Below are 18,707 nucleotides of genomic sequence, written 5' to 3' on the forward strand. Positions count from 1 at the left end.
CTCCTCATTCATACTGCATATCGAAATACATGACCGCCGTCGCGTTCCCGGACGTGACCGTCGGCCGGGTCGATTTATAGCGAATATAAAAAGACAGCGTGTTGCGTCCGGCTTTCAACGGATAGACCACCGAGTCGGCATTATTGATACTGATGGTATCCTGATCATCATTCAGAATTTCCACCCCAACCCCGCTTGCTAACATGTTTCCGCTTCCCATCCCGGTGTCGGTTATCGCCAGTAGCGCGGGATTGTCCGGATCGGGTTCGCCGGTAAACCAGATCTTCGCCCCGGTAATTCCTCGGGAACAATTTTTGAGGTTGATATTAAAGGGCTTAAATTTTGTCGTTGTTCCCGTCGAGGGGAAATCGCCAACTGCAAACTGCCCTAAATCAATACTTTGACTGAGACTGGAAATATCTATGTCGCAGGTTTGCGCCACAATAGTGCCGGTAAATTCGAGGTTATAAGCGAGGTCGTCAGCGCTGGCATTGATTTGTGGACACAGCATCAGTCCCATGGCAAAAAGAGCGCAGTGTGATCTGTTCATTTAGTCAAAGTCCACTCGCAGGCTGGCCAGTGCGGTAAATGCCCCTTCCGCAGGCGTTTCGCCTGTTGTACTTACCGGGTAGGCCTGCAATGTGATGTTAGCGCGTCCGGCGCTATCGGTGATAAAAGGCGCGACGCTCTGTACATCATTGGGGATAAGCGCGTTTCCTTCATCGGTTTCGACCACTACGCCGACATCGGCATTATCCGAAGCGATAGCCTGGGGAACGTGGCTATCCGGCGTAGCGATAAGACGCATTGTTAAATTGACCTGCGAATCCAGACCGCTGCACTTTACCGGTACGCTGAATTTTTTCGCTCGTACCCCCTCCGGCTTTTGGCCTGCATGGTTGAAATTGCCGCTGTATAATGCGCCGAAATTTACCAGAATCGTTTGTCCGGCGTTGATTTCACAGCTTTGCGGTACGGTCACCGTTCCACTATAAAGAATGCTGTACACGACATCTGTCAGCGGATCGCCTGCGGCGGTCATGACATAAACATTAAACATAGTCTTAGGACTAATATTCACCGTGCCGACGAACGGTTTAACAATTTTGAGCTGAAACTCCAGATTTGAGTCACGAACGTAAAACGGTTGACCCGCTTTCACATTTTCATCATATCCCATCAGGACATTGTTCATTGGCGGATAGATATCGCCCGCCGAAGAATCCTCAATTCGCATTCCGCCTTCAAGGTAGTCCGGGTCCAGCTTTAAATATTTCCAGTTACCGCTCGTTTCTACGACCGGATATGGCGACACATAGGAGCGATAAGTCTGGCTATAGGTCGACGCGCCGGCGGGACACACCGCCTGTACATTAACTTCCTGGCTTTTTTCCAGTTGAACCGTCTTTCCCACCTGGTTTTGTTCTGCCGTCAGAGTGGTCGTTAAATCGTAATTAATACTGGAAGGCACGCCGTTAACGTTTTTACACACGTCTGCGAAGGCGTACTGCGATACGACACTTCCCGCCAGCAGAGCAAATAAAAGAGGTATTTTCATTTAATGACACTCCGCATGTTGTCGACTCAGAATCTGACGGGAGGAAGAGAGATGATAGGACGCGACGCACTGTTGATCCGGTAGGTTCCCCCAGCGAACGTGCAGAACGCCTTGCGCTGACAACCCGGAAAGATAGACCTCCCCGGCCTCGTCAACAATCGCCTCCGCATGGCGATCATTCACCGTCACCGTTGCGCCAAAGGGTACAGGCTTACCGTTATGATTCAGCGTTACCAGGGCACGCGCGCCGACCCGCGCTTTAAAGCGGGCCAGAACCAGCGCGCCTTCGGTCGGCACAACGCGAGTCACCGCGTCATCAATATCGACATCATCCGCCATGGCGTTAACGTCCAGCGCCATACGGTTTTGGCGATATGTTGTCGCATACGGCACCACCGCATAGCCACGCGCGTCCGTATGAATACCCGGCTGGTCGACAACGCCGACATTGGCTGCGCCCGGCGCGGCAATCAAAATATTGGTATTGCCTAACGGCTGGCTTAGCGTCACTCCATGCGCGTGCGCCACCAGGCCGCCACTCAGGCCATAATTCACCTGCTGGTAATCGCCGTTATCGCTAACGTTATAGCCAATATTGGCGTTGCCTTTCGCGCCATCGTATTCCAGGCTAGCGGCGCCGCTTTCGCCAATACCGTGATTCTGATAACCTTGCTGTATGTTGTAACTAAGATTGTTTTCGTCCAGCAGTGTGCCGCTAAGGCCCGCATTCTGCGTAACGTTATGCTGTTTGTCCGTACTGGTGCTAAAGGTAGCGTAAACATTGTGATGGCGCGTGACCTCATCACCGTGTTGCAGCCATTGACTTAGCGGCACCGAGATATTCAGCGCGAAAATTTGATCGCGCTCCGCATCGCCTGCGGATTTGTTATTGTTGTAAGAAACGCTCCATGCAATACCCGCCAGCGTATCGCTGTATCCCACCTGCAACAAAGAATCCTTTTCATCAGTGTGCCAGTAACTTTGCTGGCTGCCGGTAATAAAAAGCGATCCCAACCCGCCTAGCTGTTGATTGATATCGAGTTGTACTTTCCCCCTCCTGGTGTAATAAAGGTTGTAATAATCCGCCCATTCCGGCCTGCTTTTATCGCTGTCAGTCCGACTGTCATCGTCATAGCCGCTCATCCGTTTCCACGTGGTATCATCCAACGTGTAAAAGCCCGAGGTTGAATAGCGATAGCCCATAAGCTGTAAATTGGTTCCTGACTGTGCAAGCGATTTGGCATACAGGAAACGCAGCGATTGCCCCTGGTAGGTGTTATTATCCGCCAGCGTACTGGTAGCCTGGGTGACATCCAGCGACACCGCGCCCCAGTCGCCCAGATTTGCGCCGCTGCCGATCGCCAGCGCGTGATAATGACTGGAAAGTTGTGTTCCGCCATACAGCGTAAAACCATGCGGTAACCCCCATATCAAGGTCGCCTGACTGAATTTCACCTTCTCTTTTTGACTACTATCGCTGCGATACTCCGCCACCGTCGCCGCATACTTCAGCCGCCCTTCTCGTTGTAGAATCGGCACGGCGGAATAGGGCACGTTATAACGATTAATAGAACCGTCGGACTCTTTGACTTCCACAGTCAAATCGCCGCTGGCGGCGGTAGGATAGAGATCATTAATAGTAAATGCCCCGGGCGGCACATAGCGCTGATTAATGATGTAGCCGTTTTGCCGAATGGTCACTTGCGCGTTGCTTCTGGCAATGCCGTGAATGGTCGGTGCGAAGCCCTTCATGCTGTCTGGCAACATATTGTCGTCAGACGCCAGTTGTAGCCCGCGAAAAGGAAGGCTGTCGAATAATGCGGAGGGGGTATAACTATCGCCTGCCGTCAGTTCTCCCTGCAAAAAGACCACATCACGTTCCAGATAAGTACTGATGTGCTGCCAGTCGCTGTCGCTATTCTGATCGCCGCTATTCGCGTTCCATGTGGAGTAGTCGCGTAACCGCCAGGCCCCCAGATTAAGGCCGCTATTCAATCCAAGAAAATAGCTGTTCTCCGCACTGCCGCCTGGGCTCCGATCCTGACTATTCGCGCCGGTAAAGGTGTAATTCAATAGCAACGCATTAATACCTTCATCCCAGTATTTCGGTGGGATATAGCCTCTGGCGCTGGCAACCATCGCCGCCTGCGGGATGCTAATGTCGAGACGTTGCTGCGCAAAATCAAAGCGGGTCCGGGCGGCCGGTATCGCACTGGCGAGATCCGGGCAACTTCCCGCCGCCGCCTTCGCCAACAGTGGAAACGCCCCGGTGTTTACCCCCATATTTTTAAGCATTTCAGGCGTCAGGCAGGCGCGTAATCCGCTGTCATCGGTGGGCGCGCTTTTTCCCGTCGTTTTCACCGCCTGGAAGGCAATGTCTCTGGTTGCGAGAAACGTATTGTTCAGGTAAACGTCAACGCGATACATCCCCGCCGCCTGGGCATTACGGGAAAAGGTCGATAGGTCGGCCACCGCAGACGGGTCGTCAGACAGAAATGCCGGGTTGAAATAGTTTTCCGCCCACCCCGGCGCAGGCGCCAGTGCGATAGCCAACGCCAGCGGGGTTAATACGGGTTTAGTTACGCTGGAGTAATATCGCGTCATGAAAAGCTGATTACGCATAACATCATGAAGCTGGACAAACGCGTGCTGGCGTCGTTGCGCCAAAATCGTTTACCGTGCGCAAAGATACCTGGCCGGGCGTCGCCGGGAGAGTGATCGCGCCTTTCGGCGGTACCATAGTATTCGGCAGTTTTTTCCCCGCGCTATACAGTTCAACCATCGAAACGTAGTACGGCGAAGGGTTAGTAATCGTTAGCTGGCCGCGCTCGTTACGGCAGCGAAGCGTCGACGGGGCATGAGCTGGCGCCTCCGCCAGATTTTTCGGGCGGATAAATAGCTTAATCACGCTTTGCGTCGCAATTTGCAGGGAGTTGCCGGTCAATTTATTTTTATCGACAGAGGGTATCGCTTTACTGTTTAAATAAAATACGCTTTCGCGATCGGTCGGTAATGACGGCCCGACATACATAATACGTAATATATTTTCTTTTTTAGGCTGGATCACAAAGAGAGGCGGCGTAATGATAAAATCCGTCGAGCGTGAACCATCGGCATTGGCGACCCATGACTGAATTAAAAAAACATTGCTGGCAGAAGAATTAATAATCGGCAAGGAGGTTTGCTTACTTCCCTGCGGATAAATCACCCTGGTCGCGCCCAGCGCAATGCCTCCCGCCTGCGCGGCAAACGACAGGCCGGCCGCCGACAGCAGTAGCAATAATCGAAGGAAAATCGGTACGTTTTTTTTCATCTGCGTAATATCCTGATGCCGTCGGTTTGTTACGCGCAGTGACGCGCGTAACGCCCCTTTCTCGCCTCCCAACAGACGAGAAAAAAATCCCGATAAGGAATCAGGAATAAACCATGCTAAATGTCGCCGTCGCGGTAACATTACCGGCAGTCGCCGTACCGGTAGCGATATAATCCACGCTAAGCGGAATAACGTTTTCGCCATCATTCAAGGTAACAGTACTGGACGATTCACCGATATTCAGCGCCTGGCCATCTGGTCCATAAAGTTGTAATGCCACATTCGTCGCCGAACCTGCCCCAGCGGTATTCGCCAGCGACCCCGGCTGGTTTGCGTCCTGTTGGCCATTAAAAATCACCGCCGCATTCTGGCTGGTCTGAGTATCGCAGTCTTCCAGTTTGATGGTGAAATCTTCTTTTTGATTCGCCACCATACCGGCCTCGGTTAATTTACTGGCGCGAACCTGGCCTAATGTCACGGTCTGATCGACAGAGTCAGCGGAAACAGAACAGGCGGCGTCAACGACCTGTCCGACAAAATTTACCGTACCGCCAGTGACGGTTGTAGTATCCGCTTGCGCGGTGGACAACATTCCGCCAAAGGCAATGGCAGAGACCATTAATGCTAGTACAGGCTTTTTCATTCAAGCTCCTTTTAAATATAAAAATAAGGGTAATCAGATTTTTTAACGAAACGGCTGCTGATATTTCTTCACAGCAATATCACGACTTTTTCTTATGCGAAAAAAAGTGTCTTCTTGTTCTGATATAAATGTCAGAAGCAATAAAACAGCCACTCAACGTCGTGAGTTTATCTTTACGTTATAATGAGATAACGATGTTATTAATTATTAGCAAGCCAACGGCAAGTTGCAATCATCGACATTTGGTTTTATAGGACCAGGCATAACCTGTTGTTTTATATTAACTTTACACCAGTCGTTCGGCCTATCTCCTTTAGCCATATTGACTTTTTAAAAATAGCTTTCATAACAACCTTCAGTAAAACATTCTATTAACGATACCAGGCAAATTCAGTCGAGATATGTAAATATATCGTTGCGGATAGTGCATTAATACGCCACTGGCAGTTTTCCGAGCGCCGTCAGCCGCCCATTATCAATATGGATATACCCGCCTTTTTTTAGTTCAGACAGAATCTTCATGGTCCGACTGCGCGATATCCCGGTACGCCGTTGAATAAAATTCAACACGATAATGCTTTCCCGGTAGGCCTGTGGATAAGCCCAGATTTCAGTCAGCAGCGCCCGAACTTTCAGATAAGAATCGACGCCGACTAATTCACGATCGCGCGCGCTCATCACCATCAGACGGTAAGCCAGACAACGGGCCACGTCGTGCCACAAATCGCATTCATCGGCGATTTTTATAAAATCCGGCAGGCGAACAAATCTACCGGTACAAACCGTTTCTGCGAGCAAAAAGTGTTCCGGTCGCGCGGGGACGTTATAGGTAGCGCCATAGCTGTCAACCATACCCACGACCGATGGCGCAAACGATGAAGATATATGGAGTCGTTTGTCATCATGACAGAAAGAAACAACGCCTGACTCCAGTAATACAATGTAGTGTTCATCGTTTGCCTGTAAATAAAACTCATCGCCGATACCCAGCGTAAACGGTTGACCAAATGGCAACAAGGCCGAAAATAAGGCATCAATTGCCGCGTGAGGTTTAGCCTGCTGAGAAAAAAGAAAAGAGTGTAATGAATTCTCATTATTATCTTTAGCAAAAGCGTCGTTCATCATTTTTTTCATTAACGGTTGTCTACTCAATGTAGCGTCACAGTATAACCTCTCAAAAAGTACTTAAATTAATAATAAATAACATCGCTATGCAGTATTTCTGTATTCACAACGCACTAATACGCAATATTTTTAAGATTAAGACAATTCTTAATACAAAATGATTACAGAAAATTAATAACAAATTACGCATAAAGAATGAGAGGTCAGGGGGCGCAGGAAAAGAGATTCGAAAGAACGCGCCTTCGAATCTCAAACTAATAGTCCAGATTAATGCAAATAAGCAGTGATATTATCTGAAATAGCGAGGGGCAGCATAATACTCTACCATTTTATCCGCCAGCCAGCCGCCGTCTTCACCGTTAGAATGGATTGTCGTAATACTGATAGTAGAACCACCGCCCCATAAGATCGAAAAGACGTTAAAGTCCGGTAGGTTCAGCGCCTGCATTTGGCCCCAGTCATACCCTTTATCTTTACGTAAAAAGTCGCCGACGGTCGGGACGCCGTAAGTCGCGCTATTTAAGGCCGTATTGAGTAGCTGCAAAGAGAGCGTGTCAGGATCGCTGCCAATGCGGGCGTCACCCATAAAAAAGGTTCCGCCGGATGCAAAGTGCGCAGCGCTGATTTTACTGACGCCCTCTTCTACTGTAGGCATATGGCCGCCTGGGATTTGCCACAGCATGGCGGGCGTCAGCAGCGCTTTCGTCACCTGTTTGACCATCGCCAGGTAATTAAGCCAGCATGTCGCATTCCAGCCATAGTGGGCAAGCGCATCAGGACTGAAACAGTCACACTCAAATTTATCAAACGCAATAAAGTCCGGCGCATATTCTCCGCTGTAAACGCCCAGTTCATGAATAAATCCGGCGATCGCCTGCCCTTCAGCTACCGGATCAGCGGTATCGCGCAGCACCCAGTCCGCCGTTCCTGTCGCCCAGACATTCGTCTGCCAGCCAAAAGCCACATCCGGGGCAAACTGACGAACAAGATAGTTCACCGCCTGAATATAGCCGTAGAGATCGTCGCTAAACGTCGGCAACGAAGGCGCGATAAAGCCAGCCATCGCCGGTAATGCTTGTATCGCCGCCGCCAGTTGGGCATTCACCGGCACACTGTTTTTTTGCCGTACTACGGTATAGCCATACGGTCCTTGCTGTAGTGCCCCGAGAAAATCCGGGTTAAGCACAAAGGTGGCCGGGACAGGATGCGTCTCATCTTTGTATGACTGCGCCGCCAGACACTGGGTAATAAAGTTACCAAAATGGTTACGTAGCTTTTGCGCATCCTGTAAATCCGCCAGCGCGCTACCGCCGCTGGCATTCGCGGTATAAATGACCATTACCGGCATGACGCTACGCCCGGCTTCTTTTTCTATCTGGCGCACCAGCGCAACGGTTTTATGGATCGGTAACGTCGCGTAATCCAGAAAACCATCCCCGTTCACGTCAACCTCCGCGGCCGGAACCGGATCGCCGCCGCCGTCAAAACCATCGTATTTAAACAACGCGCTAAACGGTATATCGCGATAAAGAGAAACCGTCTCTGGCGCGTTAACCGTCACGCCGCCATGAGCAAGGTAATCAGGCCAACCTTTTACCTGTAGCGTCACGCCGGGCAGAAACTCCAGCGCCACATGGTTGACCTTTTGCAACAACCGTAGCGGCCCGGCCTGTTCACAACGCCACGGCACACTGTCGATGAAAATGTCGTCCGTCTGAACATCATACAGCCCGGGTGCAAAGCGTAATGCCAACGTCTGCCGATCGCTGCCGCTCTCCAGCATTAATGAGTACTGATATTTACCGCTGCTGAACAGATAACGCTGCGGCGCGACGCCATCGGGCAGGCCCAGTATAGTGGCATCCACCGTCACGAAACTCGCCGTGTCGAGCGCCGACTGTTGGTAAGCGACAGCAACCTCGGCAATCTGCGCCGCAGCAGGGATAAACCCCGTAAGCTGTATGGGTGCCGATATAAAGCGGTTATTAATCATCGCAGGCTGCAGATTGACCGTATAATGATGCCCCGCCAGTAGCCGGGTGATTAACTGCGGTTGGTTGGCGATCAGCGTGACGGTACGCTCATCCGCTTGCGTAGCATCGGCGATCTCAACGGTCAATTTCGCATTACCAAGCGCAGGGGCGTCAATCATCAGACGCGCGCTGGCATAACGGACAATCGGCAGACAGGATACCTGGACCTGCGCGGCGGCATCGCCGGATTGCAGCGTAACGGTAAAAGAGGACTCGACTGGCGCGATTTGCATCTCATCATTCGCCAGTACCGGTACGGTAAGCCGATACGTTCCTGCGCTAAGATCGCCTATTGTCAGAACCTCGCCCCACTCACCGACAAAGCGCCGGGTTTCGCCGGCAGGAAACAGCAGCTCAATCACCGGTTTGAGCGCCACGGTCTGCGTCATGGCAGGAAAATGAACGCAAATTTTTCCCTGGCGGGCAGGGTCATGGGCCAACGTCGCGTTCAAATCGCTGATGGCAACTGGCGTCTGCGTGGCGGCCAGATAGCACTGTAATTCGGCGGTATCCCCCGCCGCCAGCATCAGCGCGCCGTCATGATTAATGGTGATGGTATTCTTCTCGATGGGCCATCCCCCATCGCTGGCCAGCGTCACGGCCTGATTCCCCAACATTGTTCCCTGAAACGGACTGTAGGGATCGGGGTGCGCGCTGGCCGTAAAATTCAGTTGAAGCTGATTGAGATCTACCGCCTGGGCGTAGAGGTTGGTCAGCGTAAAGGTGACGCGTTGATACCAACTTGCGGTATTCAACTCGCTAACGTTAAGCGTAAGGCCGTGTTCCTGAAGGTCATTGTCCTTTTCCGGCACATCGGGTTCGGCGGGTTGTTCGTCTGCGGCGGGTATCGCTGGCGTCTCCTGATCGGATGGGGTTTCAGACTCTGCGTCTTCGGATGACGATGACGCCAGCGTCAAGGTGATGGCGGACATTTTTACCGGCACCTGCGTCGCCGCGAGGCTGAAAGAGAGCGTCCCGCGTTCGCCCGGCTGAAGAAGTAATGCATCGCTGTTATTAATGATGATGTTGTTAGTTTCCAGCGTGCCATACGAACTATCATTCAGCGTAAGCGGCAGGTTCCCTTTGAGCGTACCGCCGCTATTTCCCCATGGGTCGATGTGCCCGGAAGCCGTGAATGATATTGCGGCATGGTTCATATCGACCGCATTACCGCTCTCATTGATGAAGGTTAAGGTAATTTTTTGATACCAGCTGTTGACGTCAAATGCGCTGGCGTGAATGGAAATGGTCATGGTCTACTCTTCCTCTGTCCCTGGTGGAGAAAAGCCCCGGTAAACCGGGGCTTGAATCATGAAGCCCAATACATCGGCTTAATACCGTGTATTAGTAAGCGCCAAGATCGGTCCATGCACCGCCGACACCGCAGTTCAGGTCAGGCTGGTTGCCCATAGACCACCATTTCACCTGATAGTTATGGCCTTTCCAGCTAACGATTTCGAAAGAACCCCAGTTTGCGCCATAAACGGTAGAAGCATCCCACTGCGCGTAAGGTGACGTTTTGTCATCTGCTGGCGTATCATCCTCAGCCGGCGTGGTATCTTCTTCCTCGTCCGGTACAGGAACGATAATCTCTTCTTCCTCTTCCGGTTCCGGTTGAACCTGAGATAGCGCAGGCACAGCCGTCAGAACAAAGCGCTGTTGAGAGGACGGTTCGTTGTAGCAGTCGCGTACAAACAGGGTGAACTGAAAGGCTGTTTTTTCGCTAACTTCCGGTACCACAACCTCAATGATTTCTGCCGTTTTGTCTGCCACATCGATTTGAGAAGGCACGCCCCAGCTAAAGGACAACTCATCGTTATCTTCATCAGAAGAACCTGCGCCAGACAGCTGTACCGTAGATCCGCCTACAACCATCAGTTCAATCGCCGCTTTCGGCGCGTGGTTGACCTTCTGCGCGTCGTCGCTGTCGCTCTGCTCTTCATCTTTTTCTACATTGATACCTTCAAAGTAGAACGGTTCCATATCGATAACTTCAGATTCGATTTCATAACCCAGACCTTCACGCACGGCGTTAACCAGCACGCCGTTGTCCTGATCGATAGTCCAGGTAAACACGCCGCCCAGGCCCAGTTTCGCTGCATATTCGCCTTTTGCTTTGACAGTACGCGGCGTATCCAGGGATAAAAACAGTTTGGATTCCGGGCTATACAGGTAGTCAGCATCAGCGACCTGGTCGGTGTAAACGTTGAAACCGTTACGGCCTTTCTGGTTTTCCAGATCCAGGTAGCTATAAATGACGTCATACCATTCGCTGGTGCCGGATTCGAAGGAACCGGTAGTAGGGCCTGAACCTGGGTTGTAAGAACCTTTCAGCGGCGACAGGGATTCAATTTCTACCTGACGAGCGTTACGGGTATAGCCGGCATAACCGATGTTGATACGGTCAGCGGAGAAACCTTCTGCCAGCAGGTGATCAACGATAGTTTCGACAGCCCAGCCGCCCTCTTCCAGCGCTTTGCGGTTGGTGTGGTGGCCCAGCGTTTCCGCCCACGGCGTACCGAAGAAGTCATAGGTCATCAGGTTGATGCCATACAGGCCGGCAGCCATCAGATCTTTTACTTTCGCATAGTCAAAAATAGTAGTGACAGCAGAAGCGGCAATAGAGATCTTCACATTGCTCAGACCAGCGGAATCCAGCTGTTTACGCAGTTCGGCAATCAGCAGCGCGTAGTTAGCGCCATCTTCCGGACCAAACGGGTTGCCCGCCCCTTCATTGTTCGGGTATTCCCAGTCAATATCCACTTCGCTGAACATCGGGAACTGTTTGAACAGTTTCACCACGCCTTTGGCGAAGATTTTACGAGAAGAGTCAGAAGCGGCGGTTTCGTGGAACCCGTTACTCATGCTCCAGCCGCCGATACTCATGGAGAGCGCCAGCGTGTGACCTGCGGCTTTCGCTTTTGCCTGCATATCACGCAGCGCGCCCAGCAGACCCTTGGCGTTAGACTGAGTTACAGTCTTCGGATCCACATCCCAGCCGCTGACATCAAAGCCGAGGTTGATATAAGACTGGAAGTCGCCCCATGGGTCGAGGAAGGTCGGCTCATATTTCACTTTGCCGCACAGCGCTGCCGCTTCTGCTACGACATCGCGGTCTTCTGTATCAATTTTTCTGAAACCGGTGATGCCAACAAAGCCAAAAATCAGTTTGTCATAAGCCGTCGGTGAAACTTTGGTTAAATCATAACCACGGCCCGGTTGGGACATATTGCCTTGCAGACGGCTGTCATACTGTGACCAGTCGGTGTAATAACCAAATACCTTCGGTTTAGTCGTGGAATTTTTATATTTATTGTATACCGGTTTCGCAACACGAGCGGAAGTATAGCTTATTTTATCATCGCTTGTTGCAGGGTCAAAACCATTCGCTGCATGGGTAGTTTCAGTAATCGTATCGCCTTGAATCAGTTTGCTTGTAGCCATTTTCAAATTTCCTTTTACGTTTCAAAATTGTCGCAGCTCGTTCTGCGGGGTCCATAATCGTTACAGGCATAAAAAATAGCTAATCACAAAACATCATCTTTTTAGATGATATAAAAATCATAAAAATGAGGTTAACAACACCGTCTAACGAAGAGAAAACAACACCTCTCAGCGCCCGCTTACTCCGTTCTGGTGAGAACATAGTAAATATCATTTATCATGTAATTAAATATCATTTAATTACAATGAAATAATGTGATTACACTCGCTATAGACAATGACAATACAATAAAACCAGTGACATTTATTGGATTAAGACATTTCTCATACAATATAGTCACCACAGACAACCAGGATGTACATTTCTAAAGGAAGACGTTATGAAAACTTATATCATTAATAGCAATTGCATTTACAATGAAGGTAAATATGAACTGAGGACGGTCTCAAATTCACAGGTTATTAAAATGACTGCGATGAGAGCCAAATGTCTCAGTTTCATCATCGAGAATGCTCATCTGGAGATTATCGAGCGACAAAAAATAACCACTGCGTTATGGGGAAGTCGAAGCCACTATGTTAATGATGCAAATCTAACGCAGATTCTCTATTTAATCAGACGTGACCTTAAAGCGCTTGGTATTAACGATCTTTTTATTACCATTCCAAGACAGGGTCTCAAAGTGAATAGTGATATCGCCATTATCGCGACGGATAGCGAAACAAAGGGAAGAAAAAAACAGATTGTACGGCAAACCATCGCTGCCCTGACGACCGTATTTTCAGTAACGTTAGGTTCTCTCATGTATCTGCATATTCACTAAGCGAAGGAAAGGGAAGATGAATCCAATTATAGATGGAATTATTGCGCTTGAAGGCGGTTACGTATTTAACCCTAAAGATAAAGGCGGCGCCACCCATTGGGGCATTACCGAAGCCACGGCGCGAGCGCATGGCTATGCTGGCGATATGCGGGATCTGACCCACGCTGAAGCCTACGCGATTCTCGAAGAGGATTACTGGATAAAACCAGGTTTTGACGTCATCTCGACGCTATCGTGGCCAGTCTCCTTCGAGCTGTGCGATGCGGCAGTCAACATAGGCGCTTACCACCCCAGCGCGTGGCTGCAACGCTGGTTGAACGTCTTTAATCACGAAGGTAAACGCTACCCGGATATTCATGTGGATGGCAATATTGGCCCGCGGACGCTTGCCGCTCTCGAACATTATTTGGCCTGGCGAGGCCAGGAAGGGGAAGCCGTTTTGGTGAAAGCCCTCAATTGCAGTCAGGGCACGTACTACTTAAACGTTGCTGAGAAAAACCACAATAACGAACAATTTATTTATGGCTGGATCAAGAATAGAGTGACCTAGACCAGGCTGAAAAAAGACGCGTAAAAGGCTCACGGATGAGCCTGATACTGCGAATGATAATTAATCTGAATTATTTCCTTCGATAATTTTTTTAATCCGCCGCCCAAGAATTTTTAAGATCGGACTCGCGAAAACACCGCCTAAGCCTGCCGCCAACAGAACAATGTTGAAACTGCATTCTTTTTCGATCGCAATCGCGCTTAACAAGAAACTGGTGAAGCAGGAAATCACGATCTGCGTTAAGCAATATTTAATACTTTCATGAGAACTATTATATTCTGTCTTATCTTTGCGTAAAAGATAGCTGACAAAGCCTCCCCACGCGCCAATCGAAATAATAGTGAGTAAGATCTCTAGCTCCAATAGCACAACTTCCGTTGTCGACACATGGTTGGGAATAGACATTTTAACACTCCGAAATCATTATAAATGAATAATTAACACAAGGAGTGTAAGCGCCCTGTCAGGAGGGTAAAAATCAAAGCACATCATTTAAAACCATATTAAATCAAAGCGTAAAAATGAGGTGTATTAGCGACGGAAGGAGGAAAGTGTTTGTAACATACTTACCATCTCATTAATCGTCGATATATTTCTACTATTTTTATTCCAGGATGCATAGACCTGAACTGACTTCAAAGCCAGTTCGGGCGGAGGCTGAATAAATTTAATGTCATATTTACGATGATTTTTATAAAAAAGCGCTAATTTCAAAGGCATCAATGCAATCAATGAGGTTCGTTCGATCATGCTCATCAAACCGTTAAGCGAATCACTGCGATAGCCGACAATACGCCTGCCAGTATAGTAAAGCTCATCCTTAAATAACTCGCTATCATGATATATCACTGAAGCCCCCATCCCCGGCTGATATAACGCATGACGCGAAGAATAAAAATGATGTAGCGACAGTTGTGAGAGGGTACTCAGCATGTGTTTACTGCTGCAGATACAAACAAATGATTTAAAACTATCAATGATTTGATTCTCTATGCCGGACTCCAGCAAAGGTTCGGCACTAATCAACAGATCGCCTTGCGCAGTAAACAGAAGTTCGCTGATATGCTCCCGACTCATATTTCTTACGGAGAAATGATTTATCAAAATACGGTCAAATATATCGCTGTTATAGAGCTGAGAAAGATAATAGCTTTCAACAATATCACTGCCTAATAACGTTATCTGGAACGCTTCATCTTTTTTGCTATTACAGAGAAATGTGTCATCCACCAGTTTCATCACCTGACTGAAATTTTGGTGAATGTCGACAGCCTTAGCAGTGGGGATGAGCCCGCCTTTCCCTCTGCTAAACAGTTCTTCCGGGTAATAACTCTGCAGGCGCTTTAACGCCAGAGAAACGGCAGCCGGTGTAATGCCTAACTTTTTTGCCGCCATAGCCGCATTTCCTGACAAAATAACAGCGTCAAGAATTTTGATTAAATTATAATCAAAGCTCTTGTTGGCACCTTTCGATCCCATTCGCTGTCTGCCTCCGGAAACTAAAAAAAGCAATATAGATAATACTCAAGATAAATCAATTCACAGCATCTAAAAAAGCAATCATTAATGTCATCACATCACGTTTTTTTAAAGAATAAGCGTATACAAAACTGCTGATTAACATCAATTTGTTTATCAGTAAAAACAAAATATCAACAAATGAGAGGATACGATGCGTTTAACAGAAGCCTGGGCGCGTACAGGCAGAAAAAAGCCCGGATATACACCCGGGCTGAAGAAAAATACAACGGGAAAAGATTAGCGAGTCAAATCGTCAAAGAATTTTTTCACGCCGTCAAAGAAGCTTTTTGAACGCGGGCTGTTTTTCTCTCCCGTCGGGCCGCCAAAACTTTCCTGAAGATCTTTTAGCAATTGCTTCTGTTTTTCGCTCAGACCGACCGGCGTTTCAACTACCACACGGCACAGCAAATCGCCCTGCGCGCCACCGCGTACGGACTTCACGCCTTTGCCGCGCATACGGAACAGCTTGCCCGTTTGTGTTTCGCTCGGTACTTTCAGCATCACGCGACCATCTAACGTCGGCACTTCAATTTCACCGCCGAGCGCCGCCATCGCAAAGTTGATCGGCACTTCGCAATAAAGATTATTGCCTTCACGCTCGAAAATAGGGTGTTGTTTCACCTGGACCTGAACGTACAAGTCGCCTGCCGGTGCGCCATGCTCGCCCGCTTCGCCCTCGCCTGCCAGACGAATACGATCGCCGGTATCCACGCCCGCCGGGATTTTAACGGACAGAGTTTTACTCTTTTCAACACGCCCATGACCGTGACATTTATGGCACGGATCTTTGATCAGCGTACCGCGGCCCTGACAGTGTGGGCAGGTCTGCTGTACAGCAAAGAATCCCTGGCGCATCTGTACCTGACCAGAACCATGACAGGTCGGACAGGTTTGCGGTTGCGTGCCAGCTTTCGCGCCGCTGCCGTGGCAAACGTCGCACTCCTCCAGCGTCGGAATACGGATCTCTTTGGTCACGCCACGCACCGCTTCTTCCAGGGTGAGATCCATGTTATAACGCAAATCAGCCCCACGCGCCGCACGTTGGCGACCACGCCCGCCGCCAAAGATATCGCCAAAAACGTCACCAAAGATATCACTGAAATCAGCGCCGCCATTAAAGCCGCCGCCAAATCCGCCGCCCATACCGCCTTGTTCAAACGCGGCGTGACCATACTGATCGTAGGCTGCGCGTTTTTGCGCATCGGTCAGCACTTCGTAGGCTTCTTTAATCTCTTTAAACTTAGCTTCGGCCTCTTTATCACCCTGATTGCGGTCCGGATGATATTTCATGGCCAGGCGCTTATACGCCTTTTTGATTTCACGCTCTTCCGCTGTTTTGGAAACGCCTAAAATCTCGTAGTAATCTCTTTTCGCCATCTCTTTTTATCTGCCCTTAACATGCATACACGGGCGGAGAGGAAACCTCTTCGCCCGTGCCAGTAATTACCCGTTCAAAGGGCGATTATTTTTTATCTTTTACTTCTTCAAACTCAGCGTCGACAACGTCGTCATCTTTCGCGTTGTTTGCAGAAGCGTCAGCGGAGCCAGCCTGCTGCTGCGCATGTTGCTGCTGAGCGATTTCCATCAGTTTCTGGGAAACCTGCGCCAGTTCCTGCATTTTCGCTTCGATAGCGGCTTTATCTTCGCCTTTCAGGGCAGTTTCCAGCGCGCTCAGCGCAGACTCGATAGCGGTTTTGTCATCAGCCGGCAGTTTATCGCCTGCTTCTTCAACCTGCTTACGGGTGCTGTGCAGCAGATGGTCGCCCTGGTTACGGGTCTGAACCAGCTCTTCGAACTTACGGTCGGATTCAGCGTTCGCTTCTGCATCGCGAACCATTTTCTGAATTTCTTCCTCGTTCAGACCAGAAGACGCCTTGATAGTGATCTTCTGCTCTTTACCGCTATTTTTATCTTTCGCGGAGACGTGCAGGATACCGTCAGCATCGATATCGAAGGTGACTTCGATCTGCGGCATACCGCGCGGCGCCGGGTTGATGCCATCCAGGTTGAACTGACCCAGAGATTTGTTATCAGACGCACGTTTACGCTCACCCTGCAGCACATGGATGGTTACCGCAGACTGGTTGTCTTCCGCAGTAGAGAACACCTGGCTGTGCTTGGTCGGGATGGTGGTGTTTTTGGTGATAAGCGGAGTCATCACGCCACCCATCGTTTCGATACCCAGAGACAGCGGGGTAACGTCCAGCAGCAGTACGTCTTTCACATCACCGGTCAATACGCCGCCCTGTACCGCTGCGCCGATAGCCACAGCTTCGTCCGGGTTAACGTCTTTACGCGGCTCTTTACCAAAGAACTCAGCCACTTTTTTCTGCACCATTGGCATACGGGTCTGACCGCCAACGAGGATCACGTCGTTGATATCAGACACGGACAGGCCAGCGTCCTGCAGTGCGACTTTCAGCGGCTCGATAGAACGGTTCACCAGATCTTCAACCAGGCTTTCCAGTTTCGCACGAGTCACTTTAATGTTCATGTGTTTCGGACCGGTGGCATCTGCGGTAATGTACGGCAGGTTCACGTCGGTCTGCTGCGCAGAAGACAGCTCGATTTTGGCTTTTTCTGCGGCTTCTTTCAGGCGCTGCATTGCCAGCGGATCGTTACGCAGGTCAATGCCCTGATCTTTCTTAAACTCGTCAACGAGGTAGTTGATCAGGCGGGTATCGAAGTCTTCACCACCCAGGTGGGTATCACCGTTGGTTGCCAGAACTTCAAAGGTTTTTTCGCCATCAACTTCGTCGATTTCGATAATAGAGATATCGAAAGTACCACCACCGAGGTCGTAAACCGCGATAGTACGGTTGCCGACTTCTTTATCCAGACCGTAAGCCAGCGCTGCGGCAGTTGGTTCGTTGATGATACGTTTAACTTCCAGCCCCGCGATACGACCAGCATCTTTGGTAGCCTGACGCTGCGCATCGTTAAAGTAAGCCGGTACGGTGATAACCGCTTCAGTTACCGGTTCGCCCAGATAATCTTCAGCCGTTTTCTTCATTTTCTTCAGCACTTCGGCAGAAATCTGCGGCGGCGCCATTTTCTGACCTTTCACATCAAGCCATGCGTCGCCGTTGTCGGCGCCGATGATTTTGTACGGCATGATAGAAACGTCACGTTGAACTTCTTCGTCCTGGAAGCGGCGGCCAATCAGGCGTTTAATCGCAAACAGGGTGTTTTGCGGGTTTGTCACTGCCTGACGTTTAGCCGGCTGACCAACCAGAGTTTCACCATCCTGGGTATAAGCAATGATAGAAGGCGTAGTGCGATCGCCCTCGGCGTTCTCCAGCACGCGTGCCTGCGTTCCATCCATAATCGCTACACAAGAGTTGGTAGTACCCAGGTCGATACCAATAATTTTACCCATCTAAACGTCTCCACTAAAAATTCGGTCATCATGTGGTTGTGAATCTGTAATAAGGGCGAAACGTGCGGTTTCAACTACCCTGAATCGTTTTTTTTCAGACTCACCACTGCGGTTGACTACAAGATGGGGTCGTAACCCACGTCATCAAGGGGGAGATGAAAAAATTTTTTAGTGACGAGAGGGCGCGATGGAAAACCAGGCAAACAAACATTCATGAAATAAATTAAACAACGAATACTATTCACAGAAAAATTGTAATAAAAAGAAAAGATTACAAAACTGAATCGTTGCCATGAGCAGAGTATGATAGACGGTAT

The 18,707-nt window shown here is 49.7% G+C and carries 14 protein-coding genes; 2 read left to right on the top strand and 12 right to left on the bottom strand.

Translation table 11 applies throughout. From position 1 onward, the window contains the following. Positions 1-4: 4 nt before the first annotated feature. From QEN31_RS19710 to QEN31_RS19745, 8 genes are all read right to left on the bottom strand, one after another. A complete protein-coding gene (locus QEN31_RS19710) occupies positions 5-550 on the bottom strand; it encodes a fimbrial protein BcfE (RefSeq protein WP_001082039.1) in 546 nt (181 codons plus the stop codon). After that, positions 551-1,558, bottom strand: coding sequence for a fimbrial protein BcfD (locus QEN31_RS19715; protein ID WP_000701247.1), 1,008 nt, complete (start codon positions 1,556-1,558; stop codon positions 551-553). It lies immediately after the preceding gene. After that, positions 1,559-4,180 carry a fimbrial usher BcfC gene (gene bcfC, locus QEN31_RS19720; RefSeq protein ID WP_001245854.1) on the bottom strand — a complete coding sequence of 874 codons (2,622 nt, stop codon included), beginning with the start codon at positions 4,178-4,180 and terminating at the stop codon, positions 1,559-1,561. A gap of 4 nt (positions 4,181-4,184) precedes the next feature. Then, the gene (gene bcfB / locus QEN31_RS19725) at positions 4,185-4,871 is read right to left on the bottom strand and encodes a fimbrial biogenesis chaperone BcfB (RefSeq protein ID WP_000742551.1); all 687 of its coding nucleotides are present in this window, start codon (positions 4,869-4,871) and stop codon (positions 4,185-4,187) included. A 100-nt stretch (positions 4,872-4,971) separates the two neighbouring features. Then, positions 4,972-5,514, bottom strand: coding sequence for a fimbrial protein BcfA (locus tag QEN31_RS19730; RefSeq protein WP_000743357.1), 543 nt, complete (start codon positions 5,512-5,514; stop codon positions 4,972-4,974). A gap of 429 nt (positions 5,515-5,943) precedes the next feature. Continuing rightward, positions 5,944-6,648, bottom strand: coding sequence for a winged helix-turn-helix transcriptional regulator (locus QEN31_RS19735; protein ID WP_000738617.1), 705 nt, complete (start codon positions 6,646-6,648; stop codon positions 5,944-5,946). A 280-nt stretch (positions 6,649-6,928) separates the two neighbouring features. Next, positions 6,929-9,925 carry a chitinase gene (locus QEN31_RS19740; RefSeq protein WP_099949720.1) on the bottom strand — a complete coding sequence of 999 codons (2,997 nt, stop codon included), beginning with the start codon at positions 9,923-9,925 and terminating at the stop codon, positions 6,929-6,931. Positions 9,926-10,016: 91 nt separating this feature from the next. After that, entirely contained in the window at positions 10,017-12,116 is a 2,100-nt protein-coding gene (locus QEN31_RS19745) for a glycosyl hydrolase family 18 protein (RefSeq protein WP_000235798.1), read from the bottom strand. A gap of 380 nt (positions 12,117-12,496) precedes the next feature. Here QEN31_RS19745 and QEN31_RS19750 point away from each other — a divergent pair, with 380 nt between their 5' ends. Beyond that, entirely contained in the window at positions 12,497-12,940 is a 444-nt protein-coding gene (locus QEN31_RS19750; protein ID WP_000860681.1) for a winged helix-turn-helix domain-containing protein, read from the top strand. A gap of 16 nt (positions 12,941-12,956) precedes the next feature. After that, a complete protein-coding gene (locus tag QEN31_RS19755) occupies positions 12,957-13,490 on the top strand; it encodes a glycoside hydrolase family 108 protein (protein WP_001068132.1) in 534 nt (177 codons plus the stop codon). Between the two features lie 60 nt (positions 13,491-13,550). Here QEN31_RS19755 and QEN31_RS19760 read toward each other — a convergent pair whose 3' ends face one another. The 4 genes from QEN31_RS19760 to dnaK all read right to left on the bottom strand — a co-directional run bounded on the left by QEN31_RS19760 (position 13,551) and on the right by dnaK (position 18,390). Further along, on the bottom strand, positions 13,551-13,895 hold the full coding sequence (locus tag QEN31_RS19760) for a phage holin family protein (protein WP_000026889.1): 345 nt from the start codon (positions 13,893-13,895) through the stop codon (positions 13,551-13,553). A gap of 126 nt (positions 13,896-14,021) precedes the next feature. Beyond that, complete coding sequence (locus tag QEN31_RS19765) at positions 14,022-14,969, bottom strand: LysR family transcriptional regulator (protein ID WP_000534905.1); 948 nt, start codon at positions 14,967-14,969, stop codon at positions 14,022-14,024. Positions 14,970-15,248: 279 nt separating this feature from the next. Next, positions 15,249-16,388, bottom strand: coding sequence for a molecular chaperone DnaJ (gene dnaJ, locus QEN31_RS19770; protein WP_001119009.1), 1,140 nt, complete (start codon positions 16,386-16,388; stop codon positions 15,249-15,251). A gap of 85 nt (positions 16,389-16,473) precedes the next feature. Further along, entirely contained in the window at positions 16,474-18,390 is a 1,917-nt protein-coding gene (gene dnaK / locus QEN31_RS19775; RefSeq protein ID WP_000516126.1) for a molecular chaperone DnaK, read from the bottom strand. Positions 18,391-18,707: the final 317 nt, after the last annotated feature.

It is taken from the genome of Salmonella sp. SA15303 (assembly GCF_029962125.1).
Lineage (GTDB): Bacteria > Pseudomonadota > Gammaproteobacteria > Enterobacterales > Enterobacteriaceae > Salmonella > Salmonella enterica.

Bases quoted from the DNA above. Each gene is read 5' to 3' on its own strand.
- QEN31_RS19755 (WP_001068132.1), top strand. From the start codon at position 12,957: ATGAATCCAATTATAGATGGAATTATTGCGCTTGAAGGCGGTTACGTA.
- dnaJ (WP_001119009.1), bottom strand. From the start codon at position 16,388: ATGGCGAAAAGAGATTACTACGAGATTTTAGGCGTTTCCAAAACAGCG.
- bcfC (WP_001245854.1), bottom strand. From the start codon at position 4,180: ATGCGTAATCAGCTTTTCATGACGCGATATTACTCCAGCGTAACTAAA.
- QEN31_RS19735 (WP_000738617.1), bottom strand. From the start codon at position 6,648: ATGAAAAAAATGATGAACGACGCTTTTGCTAAAGATAATAATGAGAAT.
- QEN31_RS19715 (WP_000701247.1), bottom strand. From the start codon at position 1,558: ATGAAAATACCTCTTTTATTTGCTCTGCTGGCGGGAAGTGTCGTATCG.
- bcfB (WP_000742551.1), bottom strand. From the start codon at position 4,871: ATGAAAAAAAACGTACCGATTTTCCTTCGATTATTGCTACTGCTGTCG.
- QEN31_RS19730 (WP_000743357.1), bottom strand. From the start codon at position 5,514: ATGAAAAAGCCTGTACTAGCATTAATGGTCTCTGCCATTGCCTTTGGC.
- QEN31_RS19760 (WP_000026889.1), bottom strand. From the start codon at position 13,895: ATGTCTATTCCCAACCATGTGTCGACAACGGAAGTTGTGCTATTGGAG.
- QEN31_RS19765 (WP_000534905.1), bottom strand. From the start codon at position 14,969: ATGGGATCGAAAGGTGCCAACAAGAGCTTTGATTATAATTTAATCAAA.
- QEN31_RS19740 (WP_099949720.1), bottom strand. From the start codon at position 9,925: ATGACCATTTCCATTCACGCCAGCGCATTTGACGTCAACAGCTGGTAT.
- dnaK (WP_000516126.1), bottom strand. From the start codon at position 18,390: ATGGGTAAAATTATTGGTATCGACCTGGGTACTACCAACTCTTGTGTA.
- QEN31_RS19750 (WP_000860681.1), top strand. From the start codon at position 12,497: ATGAAAACTTATATCATTAATAGCAATTGCATTTACAATGAAGGTAAA.
- QEN31_RS19710 (WP_001082039.1), bottom strand. From the start codon at position 550: ATGAACAGATCACACTGCGCTCTTTTTGCCATGGGACTGATGCTGTGT.
- QEN31_RS19745 (WP_000235798.1), bottom strand. From the start codon at position 12,116: ATGGCTACAAGCAAACTGATTCAAGGCGATACGATTACTGAAACTACC.